The sequence below is a fragment of the Enterococcus sp. AZ079 genome (genome assembly GCF_050547255.1).
GTDB classification, from domain to species: domain Bacteria; phylum Bacillota; class Bacilli; order Lactobacillales; family Enterococcaceae; genus Enterococcus_D; species Enterococcus_D casseliflavus.
The window spans coordinates 982,170-1,001,201 of record NZ_CP172955.1; the positions used below are offsets into that span (position 1 = coordinate 982,170).

At 43.9% G+C, this 19,032-nt stretch carries 18 protein-coding genes and 1 riboswitch; of the genes, 17 read left to right on the forward strand and 1 reads right to left on the reverse strand.

The features are described from left to right. Entirely contained in the window at nucleotides 1-717 is a 717-nt protein-coding gene (locus IGJ15_RS04855) for a pseudouridine synthase (protein ID WP_010749231.1), read from the forward strand. 79 nt (nucleotides 718-796) lie between these two features. Next, nucleotides 797-921: riboswitch (FMN riboswitch) on the forward strand. Between the two features lie 150 nt (nucleotides 922-1,071). Further along, nucleotides 1,072-1,665 (forward strand): ECF transporter S component, encoded by a 594-nt coding sequence (locus IGJ15_RS04860; RefSeq protein WP_010749232.1) that lies wholly within the window; start codon nucleotides 1,072-1,074, stop codon nucleotides 1,663-1,665. A 59-nt stretch (nucleotides 1,666-1,724) separates the two neighbouring features. Here the strand turns inward: IGJ15_RS04860 and IGJ15_RS04865 are convergent, their stop codons facing one another. Next, nucleotides 1,725-1,940 (reverse strand): ferredoxin, encoded by a 216-nt coding sequence (locus tag IGJ15_RS04865; protein ID WP_231435153.1) that lies wholly within the window; start codon nucleotides 1,938-1,940, stop codon nucleotides 1,725-1,727. Between the two features lie 26 nt (nucleotides 1,941-1,966). Between IGJ15_RS04865 and IGJ15_RS04870 the strand changes: the two genes are divergently transcribed. From IGJ15_RS04870 to IGJ15_RS04940, 15 genes are all read left to right on the forward strand, one after another. After that, nucleotides 1,967-2,962, forward strand: coding sequence for a helix-turn-helix domain-containing protein (locus tag IGJ15_RS04870; protein ID WP_194194029.1), 996 nt, complete (start codon nucleotides 1,967-1,969; stop codon nucleotides 2,960-2,962). Then, a complete protein-coding gene (locus tag IGJ15_RS04875; RefSeq protein ID WP_010749234.1) occupies nucleotides 2,956-4,338 on the forward strand; it encodes a RecQ family ATP-dependent DNA helicase in 1,383 nt (460 codons plus the stop codon). The genes IGJ15_RS04870 and IGJ15_RS04875 overlap by 7 nt, the downstream gene beginning before the upstream one ends. Nucleotides 4,339-4,410: 72 nt before the next feature. Further along, nucleotides 4,411-5,028 carry a LysM peptidoglycan-binding domain-containing protein gene (locus tag IGJ15_RS04880; RefSeq protein WP_010749235.1) on the forward strand — a complete coding sequence of 206 codons (618 nt, stop codon included), beginning with the start codon at nucleotides 4,411-4,413 and terminating at the stop codon, nucleotides 5,026-5,028. A gap of 105 nt (nucleotides 5,029-5,133) precedes the next feature. After that, nucleotides 5,134-5,805 (forward strand): (d)CMP kinase, encoded by a 672-nt coding sequence (gene cmk / locus IGJ15_RS04885; protein ID WP_010749236.1) that lies wholly within the window; start codon nucleotides 5,134-5,136, stop codon nucleotides 5,803-5,805. Nucleotides 5,806-6,017: 212 nt separating this feature from the next. After that, nucleotides 6,018-7,232 (forward strand): 30S ribosomal protein S1, encoded by a 1,215-nt coding sequence (gene rpsA, locus IGJ15_RS04890; protein WP_005229333.1) that lies wholly within the window; start codon nucleotides 6,018-6,020, stop codon nucleotides 7,230-7,232. A gap of 163 nt (nucleotides 7,233-7,395) precedes the next feature. Beyond that, nucleotides 7,396-8,709, forward strand: coding sequence for a ribosome biogenesis GTPase Der (gene der / locus IGJ15_RS04895; protein WP_128488657.1), 1,314 nt, complete (start codon nucleotides 7,396-7,398; stop codon nucleotides 8,707-8,709). A 235-nt stretch (nucleotides 8,710-8,944) separates the two neighbouring features. Next, nucleotides 8,945-9,220: an HU family DNA-binding protein gene (locus tag IGJ15_RS04900; protein ID WP_003126821.1), complete on the forward strand. Its 276-nt coding sequence runs from the start codon at nucleotides 8,945-8,947 to the stop codon at nucleotides 9,218-9,220. Nucleotides 9,221-9,788: 568 nt separating this feature from the next. Next, nucleotides 9,789-11,477, forward strand: coding sequence for a dihydroxy-acid dehydratase (ilvD, locus tag IGJ15_RS04905; RefSeq protein ID WP_010749291.1), 1,689 nt, complete (start codon nucleotides 9,789-9,791; stop codon nucleotides 11,475-11,477). A 2-nt stretch (nucleotides 11,478-11,479) separates the two neighbouring features. Continuing rightward, on the forward strand, nucleotides 11,480-13,180 hold the full coding sequence (ilvB, locus tag IGJ15_RS04910) for a biosynthetic-type acetolactate synthase large subunit (protein ID WP_430599319.1): 1,701 nt from the start codon (nucleotides 11,480-11,482) through the stop codon (nucleotides 13,178-13,180). 4 nt (nucleotides 13,181-13,184) lie between these two features. Next, the gene (gene ilvN / locus IGJ15_RS04915) at nucleotides 13,185-13,661 is read left to right on the forward strand and encodes an acetolactate synthase small subunit (RefSeq protein WP_005229349.1); all 477 of its coding nucleotides are present in this window, start codon (nucleotides 13,185-13,187) and stop codon (nucleotides 13,659-13,661) included. A 50-nt stretch (nucleotides 13,662-13,711) separates the two neighbouring features. Continuing rightward, nucleotides 13,712-14,701 carry a ketol-acid reductoisomerase gene (gene ilvC, locus IGJ15_RS04920; RefSeq protein WP_005229350.1) on the forward strand — a complete coding sequence of 330 codons (990 nt, stop codon included), beginning with the start codon at nucleotides 13,712-13,714 and terminating at the stop codon, nucleotides 14,699-14,701. An 11-nt stretch (nucleotides 14,702-14,712) separates the two neighbouring features. Beyond that, nucleotides 14,713-15,966, forward strand: a complete 1,254-nt coding sequence (ilvA, locus tag IGJ15_RS04925) for a threonine ammonia-lyase IlvA (protein ID WP_231473486.1) — start codon at nucleotides 14,713-14,715, stop codon at nucleotides 15,964-15,966. Nucleotides 15,967-16,129: 163 nt separating this feature from the next. After that, nucleotides 16,130-17,179, forward strand: coding sequence for a hypothetical protein (locus tag IGJ15_RS04930; protein ID WP_005229354.1), 1,050 nt, complete (start codon nucleotides 16,130-16,132; stop codon nucleotides 17,177-17,179). Next, the gene (locus IGJ15_RS04935) at nucleotides 17,180-18,439 is read left to right on the forward strand and encodes a tetratricopeptide repeat protein (RefSeq protein WP_060792286.1); all 1,260 of its coding nucleotides are present in this window, start codon (nucleotides 17,180-17,182) and stop codon (nucleotides 18,437-18,439) included. It abuts the gene before it with no gap. A gap of 9 nt (nucleotides 18,440-18,448) precedes the next feature. Further along, entirely contained in the window at nucleotides 18,449-19,006 is a 558-nt protein-coding gene (locus tag IGJ15_RS04940; protein ID WP_005229358.1) for a YpiB family protein, read from the forward strand. The last annotated feature ends 26 nt before the right edge of the window (nucleotides 19,007-19,032 follow it).

Sequence of the window (19,032 nt, forward strand, 5' to 3'; positions counted from 1 at the left end):
ATGGAACGTTTGCAAAAAGTGATTGCCCATGCTGGCATCACCTCAAGAAGAAAAGCTGAAGGATTGATAACCGAAGGCCGAGTGCGCGTCAACGGGCAAGTGATCAAAGAATTAGGGGTCCAAGTTAGCTCAAAAGATGTCGTTGAAGTCGATGGTGTACCGATCGAACAAGAACAACACGTCTATTATCTATTCTACAAACCTCGTGGCGTGATCTCAGCTGTAACGGATGATAAAAAACGCAAAGTCGTTTTGGATTATTTTGCTGAAGTCCCTGAACGGGTGTATCCCGTCGGGCGCTTGGACTATGATACCTCTGGTTTGTTATTGCTGACAAATGATGGGGAATTGTCACAGACACTGATGCATCCGAAACACGAAGTCGACAAAGTGTACGTTGCCAAAGTCAAAGGGATTGCGGATAAAAAGCAGCTGCTCCCATTGACAAAAGGGATTCGGATCGAAGGCCGTAAGACGGCACCTGCTCGCTTTGAGATCTTGTCGACAGACCAAACGACGCAATCTAGTATTGTGCAATTGACGATCCACGAAGGACGCAACCATCAAGTCAAAAATATGTTAAAAGCAGTTGGTTTGCCTGTGCAAAAATTAAAACGGGAAAATTATGGTCCGTTAGATTTGAAAGGTCTTCGTCCAGGGGAATACCGAGAGCTGACGAAGAAGGAAGTCAGCCAGCTGAAAAACAGTGCAAAATAATTGAAAAGTATCTGAAAACGTAACTATTGTTAATTTTTAGATTTTGTGTATAATAGAACATGTAATAAATAGAATAAAGGTTCGTCTTCAGGGGCAGGGTGCAATTCCCGACCGGTGGTTATAGTCCACGACCTATTTCTTCGGAAATAGCTGAATCGGTGAAATTCCGATACCGACAGTACAGTCTGGATAAAGAAGATAGAGCGTATTTGATTTGCTTATGGCTATTTCGAATGCCCTCTTTTTTCCCTGTGGAAAAAAGAGGGCATTTTTTGTCTGGCGCCGACAAGAAAGCCGAGGAAATTTAATAGGTTCGTTTGAAGAGGAATCCTGAACTTAGGAGGATTTATACTGATGAACAACAAAACAAGAAAAATGGTGACGATCGCCATGTGTGCTGCTATGGGAACAATTTTGCAATTTATCGCTTTTCCGATTTTCCCAGCATTCAGCTTTTTAAAGATCGATTTTAGTGATATTCCCGTGATGATCATGATGTTTTTATTTGGTCCTTGGAGCGGGGTATTGACTGCTTTCATTCGTTCGGTGCTGCATTTGTTCTTATCTGGTTTTTCACCTGCTGATATGGTGGGGGATACGGCAAGCTTTTTAGCATCATGTGCCTTTACTTTGCCAATGTACTACTTTTTCCGCAAAGGTATTCACACCAAAAACAAAATGGTTGGTGTCATCAGCGGTATCTTGTCGGTAACGATTTTTATGAGTGTGGCGAACCTATTTGTGATCACACCGCTTTACCTGCGCTTTTTCGGGGTCACAGCCGATCAATTTTTAGGAATGTCTTTGCCGCAATATGTGGCGATCGGGATCTTACCTTTCAATTTGGTCAAAGGCGCAATCGTCAGTGCCGTCTTTTTAGCACTTCACGCCAAACTGCTGCCATGGTTGGCTCGTAAGCAGCCCCATCATTCTGCTATAGGAAAATAAAAAAATGAGCCGACTTGCTGTTGCAGACGAAAGGTCTGTCAATGGCAAGTCGGCTTTTTTTATTTTTCCATGATAATCGCACGGGTAGGGCATTTGCGATAAGCAGTTTTGACTTTTTCTTGTTGATCTTCTATGATAAACTGTTGCCGAGCATTCGGTTCTTGGGCAAATAAAACGATCCCGTCTTCATCATAATCGAAGATCTCGGGGGCATAGATCGCACATAGGCCACAAGCAATGCAGCGCTGAGGAATAATTTTACAGCGTTGTGACATTTTTTAGTCCTTTCTGGAGGGGAAATATGGATTCTTTTATTTTAGCGCTGTTTTCTGATACTGACAAGCTGCGCCCATCGACACTTTATCAAATTCTCATTGGTAAGCGTACTAGCTCTGTCTTGAGTTATGCCTTTTTTTATGATCGCTTAGGTCTCTTTCAAGCGTTGCCCCAGTTCAATGAGAAAGCGTATCAACAGACGCTCGCGGACTTGATCCAACGAGGGGCTCTAAGTCGAGATTCAGATGGTCTGCTGCTCAAAACGACCGCTATAAACAGCCAGCAGCCAGGTGAACGATTGTTGCGGTATGCGAATTACTTTCGTTATGGACGAACGACGGAGGAGGCTTGGCGTTTTGTTCGGCTGCTGGTTCAAGCAGCTGCGTATCAAGGCGTGACCAATCAGTATATTCCCGTTGAAAACACGCCACTCTATACAGAACCTGTCCGTCAGCTGATCCGTCACGATCCTGACATCAAAAAGTGCCTGTATCAAGAGCTATCAGCAATTTTTGACCAGCTTCCCGCAGAAGTGGCAGATTTTTTAGCGGGCACCTTATCGGGTCCAGATATTCTAGGGCAGGCGTTTTTTCAGCTTTTACCAGAAAATGTTCAAAGTAAGCCTTGGGACACTCTTTATGTAGGAGCTTCGATCCATCAATTTTTAACCTTGATCGAAAAAACGCCCCTGACGATCCTGTTTCGAGGATTGTCGCCTTTTCTAAAGAGAAATTTAAACCAAAGCATGGTGGAAAGCCGATCATTGTTTTTGCGAGGCGATTCTGTCGAGCAGATTATGGAAAAAAGAAGGATCAAACGAGGAACTGTTAATGATCATTTGATTGAGTGGGCATTGCTTGATCCAACGTTTCCTTTTCAGCGCTTTGATACAGCGTTGTTGAAAAAGCTGCCAGAAGCTTCTTGGAAAAATAGCTATCAAGAATTACAGGCGCTTCTTACGACTGATTTTTTGACGATTCGTTTGTTACAGATTGCTCAGAAGCGGGGGATTCGATGTTAGAAGATGCACTGAATCAGTATTTTGGTTTCAAAACATTCCGCCAAGGACAAAAAGAAGTCATCGAAAGTGTTTTAGCACAGCAAGATACGTTAGCGATTCTGCCTACTGGGAATGGCAAAAGTCTGTGCTATCAGCTGCCAGGGTACCTAGTAGACGGGATCGTGATCATTATCTCGCCGTTAGTCTCTTTGATGGAAGATCAAGTCTACGGCTTACAAAAGCAAGGGGAAAAACGCGCGATTGCGTTTAATAGTCAATTGGACCTTGCTGATCGCCAGTATGTGATGCAGCATTTGCAGAAGTACAAGTTTTTGTTTTTAAGTCCAGAAATGATCGTACAAGAAGCTGTTTTGCATCAATTGGAACAGGTTAAGATCGCCATGCTCGTGGTGGATGAAGCCCATTGTGTTTCGCAATGGGGCATTGATTTTCGACCAGAGTACTTGCAGCTTGGTGAAGTAAAGAAACGCTTGAAGGCACCCGTTACGTTAGCATTGACGGCTACAGCAACAGCACAAGTGGAAGCAGACATACGGCAAGTATTATTAGCAAAGAACGCCAATGTCTACCGTTATTCGATGAACCGCAGCAATATCGGCTTGTTCGTAGAGCAAACGACAGACAAAGATGCGGCATTAGCAGACTATCTCAGCCGCTTAGGCGGGGCTGGGATCATCTACTGTTCCACAAGAAGCAAAGTCGAAGAAGTCTATAACAAACTGCGTCAGCGCTATTTGGTAGGCTATTATCATGGTGGTCTCGCGAGTGATCAAAGAAAAACGTTGCAGCAGCAGTTTTCTCAGAATAAATTAAAATTACTCGTTGCTACCAATGCGTTTGGGATGGGGATCAATAAGGAAGATATTCGCTTTGTGATCCATTATGATCTACCTGATTCATTAGAGAATTACAGTCAAGAAATCGGGCGAGCTGGTCGTGACGGCAAACAAAGCAATGCGATTTTGCTTTATCAGGAACATGATGAGCAGATCCATTACTTCTTTCAGCGAGAAAACAAAGAAGAACGCCTTGCTTTAGAACGAATGGTTCAGGAGAAGAGGAAAGAACCCTTGACACCGTTGCAAGAAAAGTGGCAGCAAAAAATGAAAGAGTTGGGAACTTCCTTTTGGCTGGAAACATTAAAACGCAATGAACAGCAAAAACAAGAACAATTACAGAAAATGTTGGCTTATATTCATTTTACAGGTTGTCGCCGACAATTTTTACTGGCGCATTTCGGAGAGGAAGCCCAGGAGAATCCTTATTGTTGCGACAATGACGGGATCGAAATAGCGGGTGAAGAACAGCTGCCCGAGAAAAAGGAAGCCCATCATTGGCAGGAACGTTTAATAAAAATTTTTAAAGATATAAATTGAATCGTATTTTGTAGGACAGTTTTTATTTACCTATGGTATAATACATCGGAAGGAAACTAGGAGGGAATACGAGTGAGCAAGAAAGACAATGACTACAATTCAGAAAATCAAGAACCGTGGGAACAACCAATCTATGATACAGAATACGATGATTCTGCATCAAGATCCCAACAAAGAAAACAAAAGCGTGGGAATTCACTCTTTTTGACGATCGTTTTAGTTTTGCTTTTCTTGATCGTGGCAATTCCGGTTGGTGCCGGTATTTGGGTATTGAACCATAACAATGATGCCCCAACCACAGCAAGTTCGAGCAGTACTGTAGAAAGTACGACAGAGTCTTCAACAACCGAATCATCAACGACGGAATCATCCACTACGGAATCGACAAGTGAAACGAGTTCGTCAACAAGTGAATCAAGTTCTTCTAGCAGTTTTTCTGCGCCAGCTTCATCAACACCTTCAAGCAGTGAGCCGGCACAAGAACAAAACAATGCTGGACAAGATACTACCCAAAATAACCAAGGGCAAGGCGCTGCTGGTAATGAACAGTATACCACTGTGCAAGCAGGTGAAGGTCCTGAACAAGTGGCAGCTCGTACAGGTATCTCAGTTGAAACCCTATATCAATTAAATGGGATTGATCCGAACAACTACATGCTTTACCCTGGCGACACGTTAAGAGTTAAATAAAAAACCGCTTTGGCGGTTTTTTTTCTTGAAAGAGAGAAGCCAAGGTGGACGATAAGCAGAAACGATGAAGGAATACACATCGTTGGGAAACGAGGAGTAAGAAAAATGAAAAAAATCAACATCGCTATTGATGGTCCTGCGTCATCTGGGAAAAGCACAGTGGCAAAAATCATCGCGAATGACCTGGGATTTATTTATACGGATACCGGTGCCATGTATCGAAGCATCACGTATTTAGCTTTAAAAACGGGCTGTTCACTTGAAGATGAAGCGGCGATCGCTGCTTTGATCGATCAATACCCCATCACTTTTGAACCGACTGAACACGGTCAAGAGGTCTTTGCGGGAGGAGAGCAAGTCACAGAAGCGATCCGTCAGCCAGAAGTAACCAACGCAGTTTCGAAGGTGTCGGCATACCCTGCGATCCGCGAAAAACTCGTCCAACAACAGCAGATGATCGCTAAAGATGGCGGTGTCGTGATGGATGGCCGCGATATTGGTACGGCGGTTTTACCACAAGCAGAAGTCAAAATTTTTCTGGTAGCAAGTGTGGAAGAACGCGCACAGCGCCGTTTTAAAGAAAATCAGCAAAAAGGGATCAAAACCGATTATGAGACGTTGAAAGAAGAGATCCAGCAAAGAGATTATCTGGATTCTCACAGAGAAGTCTCCCCTTTGAAACAAGCGGAGGATGCGGTTCGAATCGATACGTCTGGTTTAACGATCGAGCAAGTCGTCGAAGCAATCAAAAAAACCATCAAAGAAAAAATTGATTAACAAAAACAATGGGTGTTCCCCATTGTTTTTTTATTTTTCGAAACCAAAAGATGAAAGTGAGTAAGAAAACAGAGGTGAAAAGACTTTTTTAACGAAAAAACCGTAGTTTTTTAGGAAAATAAGAGAAATCGCTTTATTTTTTTTTCATTCTATTTTAAACTAAAAGATGTAGTGCAATTATTGCAGAATTGTTGGTTAGGAGGACATGAGAGATGACAGAATTTGAAAATAATCAGGTTGAGAGTGGAAATGAATCAATGGAAGCCGCTTTAGACAATTTCCAAGAAGTAAAAGTTGGAGATATCGTTAAAGGTGAGGTATTGGCCATTGAGGATAAACAAGCGATCGTAGGGATCGAAGGCGCCGGCGTTGAAGGCGTTGTTCCTGCAAAAGAATTATCAACTTTACCTGTTGAAGACATCAACGAAGCAGTCAAAGTTGGGGATGTCTTAGAATTGGTTGTGATTTCAGCAATTGGTAAAGACAAAGAAAACGGCAGCTATCTCCTTTCTAAACGTCGCTTAGACGCGAAAAAAGTTTGGGAAGATATCGAAAAAGATTTCCAAGAAGGAAAAATCATTGAAGCACCAGTCACCAACGTCGTTAAGGGCGGGTTAGTGGTTGATGTAGGTGTTCGTGGGTTTGTCCCAGCATCAATGGTCGAAGACCATTTTGTTGCGGATTTCGAAGATTACAAAGGGAAAACATTGACCTTCAAAATCGTTGAGATCGAGCCTTCAGAAAACCGTTTGATCCTTTCTCATAAAGCAGTTGTCGAAGCAGAAAAAGCAAAACAAAAAGAAGCTTTATTAGCTGATTTATATGAAGGACAAGAAGTAGAAGGAAAAGTAGCGCGTTTGACCGACTTTGGTGCCTTCGTAGACCTTGGCGGCATCGATGGACTTGTCCATGTCTCTGAAATTTCTCATGGACATGTTGGCAAACCGAGTGATGTTTTATCTGTTGGCGATACCGTCAATGTGCGTATCTTATCTGTTGATGCAGACAAAGAACGTGTGTCACTTTCGATCAAAGACACATTGCCTGGACCTTGGACCAATATTGAAGAGCAAGCGGCTGTTGGCAGTGTCTTGACGGGGACTGTTAAACGCTTGACAAGCTTCGGTGCGTTTGTGGAAGTCTTCCCAGGTGTTGAAGGGCTGATCCATATTTCACAAATCTCCCATAAACACATTGCGACACCACATGAAGTCTTACAAGAAGGTGATGAAGTGCAAGTGAAAGTGCTTGAAGTGAACCCTTCAGAACACCGAATCGCATTAAGTATCAAAGCATTAGAAAAAGCCGAAAACACCAATGAAACACAAGAGGTTTCAGAGGATGATTATCAATTGCCAGAAGAATCAACTGGTTTTACTATGGGTGATATCTTAGGCGATGCCTTAAAAGACAGCGACGAAGAGTAATTGTATGCCATCAGCTTATAACGATTCGATGTTTGAATTTGTTATAAGCTGGTTTTTTGTTTGTCAGGAAAGCTTGCAACTTTCCATGGCTTTAGGTAAACTAAGTAAGATTGAATACAAGAAGCAGCGTACAAGGACTGCTTTTTTAAATGGAGGGTAAAAAATGTCAAATCCAACAATAGCGATCGTTGGACGTCCGAATGTGGGGAAATCGACCATTTTCAACCGGATAGCTGGAGAACGAATTTCGATCGTTGAGGATACTCCAGGAGTGACCAGAGATCGTATTTATGCCACTGGTGAATGGCTAGGCCGTGAGTTTAGCGTGATCGATACAGGTGGGATCGATTTAAGTGATGAGCCGTTTATGGATCAAATCAAGCATCAAGCAGAAATCGCCATCGATGAAGCAGATGTCATTGTTTTTATTACGAGTGCTCGTGAAGGAGTAACCGATGCTGATGAGCTTGTGGCTCGTTTGCTGTACAAAAGCAATAAACCCGTGATTTTAGCCGTCAACAAAGTTGATAATCCCGAGATGCGTACCGACATCTATGAATTTTATGGTTTGGGTCTAGGCGATCCATACCCAATCTCAGGAAGTCATGGATTAGGGATCGGGGATGTCCTTGATGAAGCTGTCAAACACTTCACCAATGAAGCAGAAGAAGAAGAAGATGATTCCATCATCAAGTTTAGTTTGATTGGTCGACCAAATGTCGGTAAATCCTCTTTGATCAATGCAATTCTTGGGGAAGAGCGAGTGATCGTTTCTGATATCGAAGGAACGACTCGTGATGCGATCGATACCCATTTTACCAGCGAAAGCGGTCAAGAATTTACCATGATTGATACGGCAGGGATGCGTAAAAAAGGGAAGGTCTACGAGTCTACTGAAAAATACAGTGTGATGCGGGCGATGCGGGCCATTGAACGCTCAGACGTCGTCTTGATGGTCTTGAACGCCGAAGAAGGGATTCGCGAGCAAGACAAACGGATCGCTGGCTATGCCCATGAAGCAGGCCGTGGAATCATTATTGTTGTCAATAAATGGGATACATTGAAAAAAGAAACGAATACGATGCGTGATTTTGAAGAAGAAATCAGAGATGAATTCCAATATTTGGATTACGCGCCAATCATTTTTGTTTCCGCAGTGACGAAACAGCGCTTGAATAAGCTGCCGCAATTGATTGAAGAAGTCAGCATGAATCAAAACATGCGTATTCCATCTGCGTTGTTGAATGACGTCATTATGGACGCTGTGGCGATCAACCCAACCCCAACAGACAAAGGCAAACGTTTGAAGATTTTTTATGCGACGCAAGTAGCTGTCAAACCGCCAACTTTTGTTATTTTTGTCAACGAAGAAGAACTGATGCATTTCTCTTATGCACGTTTCTTAGAAAATCAAATCCGCAAGGCATTCACTTTTGAAGGAACGCCGATTCGGATCATTCCTCGCAGAAGAAAATAGAGATTTTATCATACTTTGTTTCTTTTTACAAAGAAATCTGTCCTTTTCTAGAAAAATGGGAAAAAACCAAAAAAAAAACCCCCTAAAAACGTTAAAATCCTTGATATTACAAGGTTCTTATGATAACGTTATATCAGAATATTGATGGTAATCAATATTTGACAAAAACCTTGGACCACTCAAGATTTTTGTTGATGCATGACATCAAAAAAAATATCAGGAGGTGAAACCATCCATGGCAAATAAAGCAGAATTAATCGAAAAAGTTGCAGCAGCTACTGACTTAACTAAGAAAGACGCAACTGCAGCAGTAGACGCTGTATTCTCAACAATTCAAGACGCTTTAGCTAACGGTGAAAAAGTTCAATTGATCGGCTTTGGTAACTTTGAAGTTCGTTCTCGTGCAGAACGCAAAGGACGCAACCCACAAACTGGTGAAGAAATCAAGATCCCTGCTAGCAAAGTACCTGCATTCAAACCAGGTAAAGCTCTTAAAGACGCAGTGAAATAATTGAGTCTTGTAGAAACCCTTGAGTAATCAAGGGTTTTTTCTTTTGTCTAACTAGGAACTGCCACCATGCAGGCGGATCGAATGGGAAAAGAAACGGTTATTATTGTCAGAAAATTCAAAAATATTTTTTGTTTTTCTTTTGATCTAAAAAAAACAAGGGTTGCGGGCACACCCTAAATTCTCAAGCAAGAATAAAGGTGATTTAAAAGTCATTTTTATCAAAAGAAGCAAGCGATTAAATGACATCTAATGTGAGGAAGGGTTCCTTGAAATTGTCATTATTGAAAAAAAATTCAGAAAATTCGTTGACAAGTGTTTTTGCAAAGGGTATATTGGTAAACAATTACAAGAACGTTACTATTTCTAATGAAGGAGCCATTTTCTATGCGCAATTTTAATCAATATTTATTAGTCATTATTATTGATACCAGGACTTAGAACACGGAAGCAAAAATTATCCGTTTGTTTGAGTCCTATTTGCGTAAGTAAAATGGGATTCTGGCAAAGCATCCCAGTTTTTTATAACCGGGATGCTTTTTTTTATTCCAAAATGCAGGAGATGATGAGTGTGAGAAGTGATCAGATTAAAAAAGGGATCGATGCAGCGCCAGCTAGGAGTCTGCTCTATGCCACAGGACAAGTAAAAAATATCCATGACATGAACAAGCCATTTATTGCGATATGTAATTCCTATATCGATATTGTGCCTGGACATGTGCATTTACGGGAGTTAGCAGATATCGCTAAGGAAGCGATTCGTGAAGCTGGCGGCATCCCTTTTGAGTTCAATACGATCGGTGTGGATGATGGCATTGCGATGGGCCATATTGGCATGCGTTATTCGCTACCCAGCCGAGAATTGATCGCTGATTCCGCAGAAACCGTGATCAATGCTCACTGGTTTGACGGCGTATTTTATATCCCGAATTGCGACAAGATCACTCCTGGCATGATTTTAGCAGCGATGCGGACGAACGTACCGGGGATCTTTTGTTCTGGCGGTCCGATGAAAGCCGGTATTGATCCACGGGGCCACCAGATAACCTTGTCTTCCATGTTTGAAGCCGTGGGGACTTACAAGACTGGCAACATGACGAAAGAAGACTTTGAATTTATGGAGCAAAATGCCTGTCCGACTTGCGGTTCCTGTGCAGGGATGTTTACTGCCAATTCAATGAACTGTCTCTTAGAGATCTTAGGATTGGCAATGCCAGGCAATGGTACGATTCTTGCCGTGTCTGAAGAACGACGAGAACTAGTTAGACAAGCCGCCTTTAAGTTGATGGATCTTGTTGAAAAACAAGTGAAACCTCGAGACATCGTGACCAAAGAAGCTATTGATGATGCCTTCGCTTTAGACATGGCGATGGGGGGTTCCACCAACACAGTGCTGCATACCTTAGCGATCGCCAATGAAGCTGAGATCGATTATGACTTAAGACGGGTCAATGAAATCGCTAAAAGAGTGCCTTATCTCTCAAAAATCGCGCCATCATCAGCCTATTCGATGCACGATGTTCATGAAGCTGGCGGCGTTTCGGCAATCATAAGGGAGCTTTGTGATATCGAGGGAGCGATTCATCCTGATCGACCGACTGTCACAGGCAAGACGTTACGAGAAAATGTCGCTGAAGCGAAGATCCACAACGAAGAAGTTATTCATCCCAAAGAAAACCCGTATAGTCCTGTGGGTGGTCTATCGATCTTGTACGGTAATATCGCCCCAGAAGGCAGTGTCATCAAGGTCGGTGGGGTCGATCCAAGTGTCCAAGTGTTCAAAGGCAAAGCGATCTGTTTTGATTCACATGATGAAGCAGTTGCTGCCATCGACAATCATACCGTACAAAAAGGACATGTTGTAGTGATCCGCTATGAGGGACCAAAAGGAGGACCAGGTATGCCAGAAATGTTGGCGCCTACCTCAAGTATCGTTGGACGTGGGTTAGGCAAAGATGTCGCCTTGATCACCGATGGCCGCTTTTCAGGAGCGACCCGAGGAATCGCCGTGGGCCATATTTCGCCAGAAGCCGCTGCAGGGGGTCCATTAGGCCTTGTCAACGATGGCGATGAAATCATTATAGATTTACCAAATCGAACGCTGAATCTGCAAGTATCCGATGAAGAGCTTGCCGAGCGCGCGCAAGAACGACCGAAGTTTCGTTCAAAAGTGAAAAAAGGATGGCTTGCACGTTATACCGCTTTAGTGACTTCTGCCAATACGGGCGGGATTATGCGAGTACCTGATGAGGAGGAGTAGCAATGGAAAATATCGAGTATCAAGCATCGCATCTAAGGACTGGCGCACAAGTATTAGTGGACAGCTTACAAGAGCAAGGCGTCGAAATGATCTTTGGCTATCCGGGCGGCGCCGTCCTGCCGTTATATGATCAATTATATGATGCAGCGATTCCGAATATTTTGACGCGTCACGAGCAAGGCGCGATCCACGCCGCTGAAGGCTATGCCAAAGCTACTGGCAATGTTGGGGTCGTTTTAGTGACGAGCGGACCAGGTGCTACAAATGTCGTCACGGGCATTGCCGATGCTATAAGTGATTCCGTACCATTGGTAGTTATCACGGGACAAGTGGCGGTACCAGGAATTGGCAAAGATGCCTTCCAAGAGGCGGATATTCTGGGTATCACGTTGCCGATCACGAAGCACAACTACCAAGTCCGCTGTGTCGATGAGCTGCCAAAAGTGATCGCTGAAGCCTTTCATATCGCTTCCACAGGGCGAAAAGGACCGGTTGTCATCGACCTTCCGAAAGATATTACCTTACAAGAAACCGCTGAAACCTGCTCGTTGCCAATCACAAGGAAAAGCTATCAACCAACGGCAGAGCCTTCCCGTCTGCAAATCGAAAAACTGATGCAAGTCTTGGAAAAAGCTCAGCGACCAGTGGTATTGGCGGGTGCAGGCGTGATCGCTGCCGAAGCTGCGGCTGAACTAAATGCATTTATTGCCAAGTACAAGTTGCCGACAGTGACAACGTTGCTTGGCTTAGGCTTACTGCCAAGTGATCATCAATTTTTCTTAGGCATGGGCGGTATGCATGGCACCTATGCGGCGAACATGGCTTTATCAGAAGCCGATTTGATTATCAATATCGGCTCTCGCTTCGATGATCGCTTAGCAACGGCCGGCAGTCAGTTCGGCAAGCAGGCCATCGTTGCTCATATCGATATTGACCCAGTGGAGATCGGCAAGATCGTAGAAACAAAGATCCCAATCGTCGGCGATGCCAAGGCTGCTTTGCAGCAAATGCTGCGGTACCCACCAACAAGAGGAACCTGGACGACTTGGTTGGATCTATGCCAAAAACGGAAAAAGGAAAAACCTTATCGCTATGATCGCACTCAGACACAAGAAATCAAACCACAAAAAGTCATCGAAGAAGTAGGGCGTTTGACCAAAGGAGAGGCTTACGTCATCACCGATGTTGGTCAGCATCAAATGTGGGTCGCGCAGTATTATCCTTTTCGCTTTCCCAAACAATTGATCACCAGTGGCGGACTAGGGACGATGGGCTATGGCATCCCTGCAGGAATCGGCGTTCAATTTGCTCATCCAGAAAAAATGGTCGTGGTGTTCGTTGGCGATGGTGGATTTCAAATGACGAACCAAGAATTTGCGATTTTGAATGAGTATGGCTTGAATGTCAAATTTGTGTTATTGAACAACTGCTCTTTAGGAATGGTTCGCCAATGGCAAGAAACATTCCATGGCAAGCGGCGCTCTGCCTCCGTTTTTGCGCAGCAGCCTGATTTTGTCAAACTGGCACAGGCTTATGGCATTGAAGGCTGTCGGATCGATGCCCCAGAGCAACTGGCTGATCAATTGGCAGCAGCTTTTTCTCAAGCAGGGCCGCAGCTGATCGAAGTAATGGTCTCGCCATCTGAGCATGTGCTACCGATGATCCCACCGGGGAAAGCCAATCATGAAATGATGGGGGTCTAAGGGGATGAAACGGGTATTAGCAGCAATCGTCCATAATGAAGCAGGTGTTTTGAGCCGTATCACGAGTGTCTTAAACCGCCGGCAGGTCAATATCGAGAGTATCTCTGTCGGCACAACGGAACGGCCAGAATTTTCACGAATGACGATCATTGTCAACGTGAACGATTTGGCAGAAACAGAACAAGTGACTAAGCATTTGAACAAGCAGATCGATGTCTTGAAGGTTTCTGATATTACAGAAGTTCCTCATATCGAACGGGAGCTGGTGCTGATCAAAGTCAATGCGCCAACCACAAGCCGTTCGGAGATCCAAGCAGTGATCGATCCATTTCGAGCACACATTGTCGATGTGGCACTGAAAACGATCGTTGTGCAAGTTGCCGGCGATACGAAAAAGGTAGAAGCATGCATCGAAGTTTTACGTCCATACGGCATCAAACAATTGGCACGGACGGGTGTCACTGGCTTTACAAGAGGGTAAGTGCAATTTTGAATTGCTTAAAATAAAGAAAGAATTCGGAGGAAACAAGTATGGTAAAAGTATATTACAACGAGGAAGTTACAGATAATCTAGGAGACAAGAAGATTGCGATCGTCGGCTACGGCTCTCAAGGGCACGCTCATGCGCAAAATTTACGGGACACAGGTCATGAAGTCTTTATCGGCATTCGTGAAGGAAAATCAGCGGAAGCCGCAAGAAACGATGGATTTGAGGTTTTCCCAGTAGCCGAAGCCGTTCAAAAAGCGGATGTAGTCATGATCTTGGCACCCGATGAGATCCAAGGATCGTTGTATAAAAATGAGATCGAACCGAATCTTTCTGCGGGCAATGCATTAGCATTTGCTCATGGTTTCAATATTCATTTTGATGTGATCGCGCCACCAAAAGAGGTGGATGTTTTTCTAGTTGCGCCAAAAGGACCAGGTCATTTGGTGCGTCGAACCTTTACCGAAGGGTTTGCGGTACCAGCCTTGTTTGCAGTTTATCAAGATGCGACTGGTAACGCACAAGCAACGGCTTTATCCTATGCAAAAGGCATTGGTGCCACAAGGGTCGGCGTTTTGGAAACGACCTTTAAAGAAGAGACCGAAACCGATCTTTTCGGTGAGCAAGCCGTACTTTGTGGCGGTTTGACCAGTATGATCGAAGCGGGCTTTGAAACATTGGTAGAAGCGGGGTACCAACCGGAATTGGCTTATTTTGAAGTTTGTCATGAATTGAAACTGATCGTTGACTTGATTTATGAAGGAGGCTTCAAAAAAATGCGCCATTCGATCTCGAATACGGCTGAGTATGGTGACTACGTTTCTGGTGCTCGGGTGATCACTGCACAAGCCAAAGAAAACATGAAAGCCGTATTGACAGACATCCAAAACGGCCAATTTGCGAAAGGATTCATTGAAGACAATCAAAACGGCTTCCCTGAATTCCATAAAATGCGTGAGGAAAACGGCAATCATCAAATTGAAAAAGTCGGCAGCGAGTTACGGAAAATGATGCCGTTTGTTGCGAAAGATTAGGAGGGACGCGTTTGTTGGTGACAGTTTCTGCAATCGAACAAGCCTACGAGCGACTGCGGGGAGCAGTTAGTCATACGCCGCTGCAGTATGATCGCTTTTTATCTGAGAAGTATCAAGCGACGGTCTTGTTGAAGCGAGAGGACTTGCAAAAAGTCCGCTCCTTCAAATTACGCGGTGCCTACTATGCGATCACCCAGGCAGATCCTGAACTGACTCGTCGTGGCGTCGTCTGTGCCAGTGCCGGAAACCATGCGCAAGGTGTTGCTTATACCTGTCAAGAACAGCAGATCCGAGCGGTTATTTTCATGCCGACAACGACGCCACAGCAAAAAATCGCGCAAGTCCTCTTTTTCGGTGGAGATTATGTCAAAATCGAATTGGTGGGAGATACGTTTGATGCGGCAGCCCAAGCGGCTAAACACTTTGCAAAAGAACAGCAAATGGCCTTCATTGCTCCCTTTGACGATCCTAATATTATCGCAGGACAAGGAACCGTTGCTGTGGAGATGCTGGTGGATGCTGAAAAAAAACAAGTAACGATCGATCTGGTCGTGGCAGCGATTGGCGGGGGCGGCTTGATCAGCGGAACCGCAGCCTATTTGAAAGAAAAGCAACCGAAGATAAAAGTTGTTGGAGCAGAACCTGTAGGGGCCGCCTCGATGCAAGCCGCCTTTGATCATCAAGGACCAGTGGCGCTGGAGCATATTGAAACCTTTGTGGATGGTGCAGCGGTCAAACAAGTCGGAGCTCAAACCTATGCCCATGCCAAACGCTACGTGGATCAATTGGTAGCTGTGGAAGAAGGCGCAATCTGTCAAACGATTCTGGAATTGTACAGCAAGCAAGCGATCGTCGCTGAACCAGCTGGTGCCTTGAGTGTGGCAGCTTTGGATCTGATCAAAGAGCAAATCAAAGGCAAAACAGTCGTCTGTATTGTGAGTGGTGGTAACAATGATAGTTCCCGTATGGCAGAGATCGAAGAGAAATCACTGATCTATCAAGGATTGAAACATTATTTTATCGTCAATTTCCCACAACGTCCCGGTGCGTTGAAGGAATTTGTTAGCCATGTATTAGGTCCCGATGATGATATCACTAGGTTTGAATATACAAAAAAAATCAATCGTGGAACAGGACCAGTAATGCTGGGAATCTTGTTGAAACACAAAAAAGATCTCCCCGCATTACTGTCACGAATTGAACAGTTTGACCAAAACTATATCAACCTTCAGCAAAATCAATCACTCTACTCACTTTTGGTTTAAGAAAAAACATGATTTTCCTTTGGAAGAAGAGGAAATCATGTTTTTTGCTTTTTATCGGATCGTTCAACCAATCACAGGAAAATACTTCCTAATCATTAGCGATTTAGTAGGTGTTTAAGCGGCTTCTTGTTATAATAGAAAGTAGTAGCAAAGGAGTGAGCCGATGGAAGCTGTTTTTTTCCGAAATGAACAAGAAACCCAAATTTCTTATGGTGAAACACTAGCATCGGTCATGAGAGAACAGTCGATCGAGCCGCAGCAGGTGATCATTTTGACGAATCAGCGCTATTATGACCGCTTTTCAGAAAAATTGACCCGCCTGTTTTTGCCACGAGAGGTCAATTGGTATATTTGTACCAATCAAATGTATTGCAACAACTTTAGCGAGTTTAAAGCTGCAATGGATTTCTTCGGTCGCTTTTCAAAACAAGAGCCGCTGTTGATCGTCGGTTTTGGGAATGAAGGCGTGTTGGCATTGAGCAGTTTTATCCACGCGACGTCGGTTCTGACGACACAGCTTTGGCTGATTCCCGTTTCCTTGCGGGCCTTAGCTAAAAGTGTGAAAGAAACAGCGATCGTTGTGAAAAAGCCAGATATCCCGATGCTGGAAAATCCTAATACACCCGAATTTGTTATTTACGATCAGACGATCGCAGAAAAACAGATCGATGGGAAATTGGTCGATTTTTTGACTCTGATTCGTTGTGGCGTGCTTGCCGATAGTGAGTTTTTAAAAGAGCTTTATCGAACCTATCCCAGTCATCAGGCGTTGATGAGACATTCGTTGGCTGCGTATACCGATCGGTTGATCCAACTATACCAGCAATCAGGCAGCGAATTGGAAGAGTTTGGCCAACTCTTTGCCGATGCTGCTTATCGAACGGAAAATGGGCACTTGTTGTCTGATGCGATGAAATTATTCTTTGGCTTTTTGTTTCATTTTATGTGGACCGTCCAGCAGCAGCAATTGACTGTCGATCTGCCCGTGTTCTGCCAATGGCTTGCCCGATTGGGTTTTCCTATCGAATTGCCCGAGTCTTTTTCATTAAGCGAATATTTCAGTCATGTACTGGAATTGCAGCAAAAAGAAAAAAAACTGTTATTTTTGGCAAAAGTTGGTACAATAGGGGGCAGAACGAAAATCGAGGAAAAAGATCTCGTCCAGACGATGGAGACTTATCAGCGATTAATCAATGAGATTCGAGGGGTTTAAATGGAAACATATAGTGAAAAAATGTTAAAAGCATTAGCCGCGGAAGAACTGGCTGAAGCACAATTAAATTTTACCGAAGCTCTGCAAAAAGATGATGATGAGACATTAGGCGCTTTAGGTGATGAACTATTGCAGATCGGCTTTTTGGAAGAGGCGAAAACGTTGTTTGAAACCTTGCAGCAACGACATCCTGATAATGAAGCTTTGCTGCTTCCTTTAGCAGAAATTGCGATGGAAGAAGACCAGATCGAAACGGCTTTTGCCTATATTGATCAAATACCACCGACCAGTGAAGCGTATTTGCAAGCCTTGCTATTGAGTGCGGATCTTTACCAATTGATCGGTATCCCTGAAGTTAGTGAAGCCAAACTAAAAGAAGCGCAAAGCATTGTGCCAGATGAACCTTTGATACGGTTTGCCTTAGCTGAGTTAGCCTTTTCGACTGATCGCTATCAAGAAGCCGTTGACCTTTATCAAGGATTGCTGGAAGAAGAAATCACGGATATTTCGGGGATCTCGATCGTTGAACGGACTGGTACATCATTGAGTATGGCGGGCAAGTTTGAAGAGGCATTGGAATATTTTGAAGCAAGCCTAGAAGACGAACAGACCGATGAGCGTCTCTTTCAAACAGCTTTAGTCTATTTGCAGCTAAAAGAAAATGAACAAGCGATTCGCTACTTGCAGCAGTTGCGGGTCATGAATCCGCAATACCGTGCCTTGTATCTTTATCTTGCAGAAGCATTGCAAGAAGAAGAGCAGCTGGAAGAAGCGCAGCGTGTGATCGAAGAAGGGATTCATGAAGATCCATATCAAGTGGATTTCTATCATTTTGCTGCCGAGAATGCTTACCGACTTCATGACAGTGAAGCAGCAGAATCATTTTTACTGAAAGCACTGGAGACTGGTGACAAAGAAGATGATACGTTACTGACCTTAAGTAATTTATACTTGAATGAAGAGCGTTGGCAAGAAGCGATCTGGACCATCGAACGAATGGAAGACAATGAACAGCCGCATGCCCTTTGGAATTTGGCGCAAGCGTATAATGCGCTGGAAGATTTTGACAAAGCAGCAAACTATTACGAAGAAGCCAATGCTGATTTGCACCATGAGCCAGCATTTATGAAAGAATATGGCATTTTCTTACGTGAAGAAGGGCGTTTGCCTGAAGCACTTCATTTGCTGCAGCATTATTTGGCGCATGAGCCAGGTGATTTAGAAGTACAGTCGATCGTGGAGGACTTATTAGAAAGATAGGTGAGAGAAATGAACATCAATGTACAAGAAAAGAAAAAGTTTCTTAATTGGTTAGTTTCGACCGTTTCCTTCAGCCGCCGAGAAGTCTCTTGGGTGTTAAACTATCTGGCGAACCATGAAGCGATCTTGACCAATGTTCATTTTGTAGAAGGGGCAGCCGCAGCCAAACGGGGCTTGAGTGTCCGCAGTACAGAAATTGGGGGCGAACCGTTTGTCTTGAGCATCGAAGGGCAGACCTTTTATGACATTGATCAGATTTTTCATGAGATTCGCATGAATTGGAAACAACCTTTGTATCTTGAATGTCTCTTCCCAGATTCTTGGTCGCAATCCTTTTATTTAGCAGTTTTAGAAGACAATCCTTATGAACGTTGGAACGACCACTTGGATCAAGAAATGACCCAACATGTTACCCAGTATCTTGAAAAAGAAGAAACAAAAACCAAAATCGATACCTTGTATCGGCAAATCGATCTAGCCTTGGAAAATGGGGATCGTGATGCCTTCTTAGAACTTTCGGATGAAGTAAATAGACACTTGCTCCAGCAAAAAGAAGAAAGCCGTTAACAAGCAAAAAGCAGCCCTTTAACCGG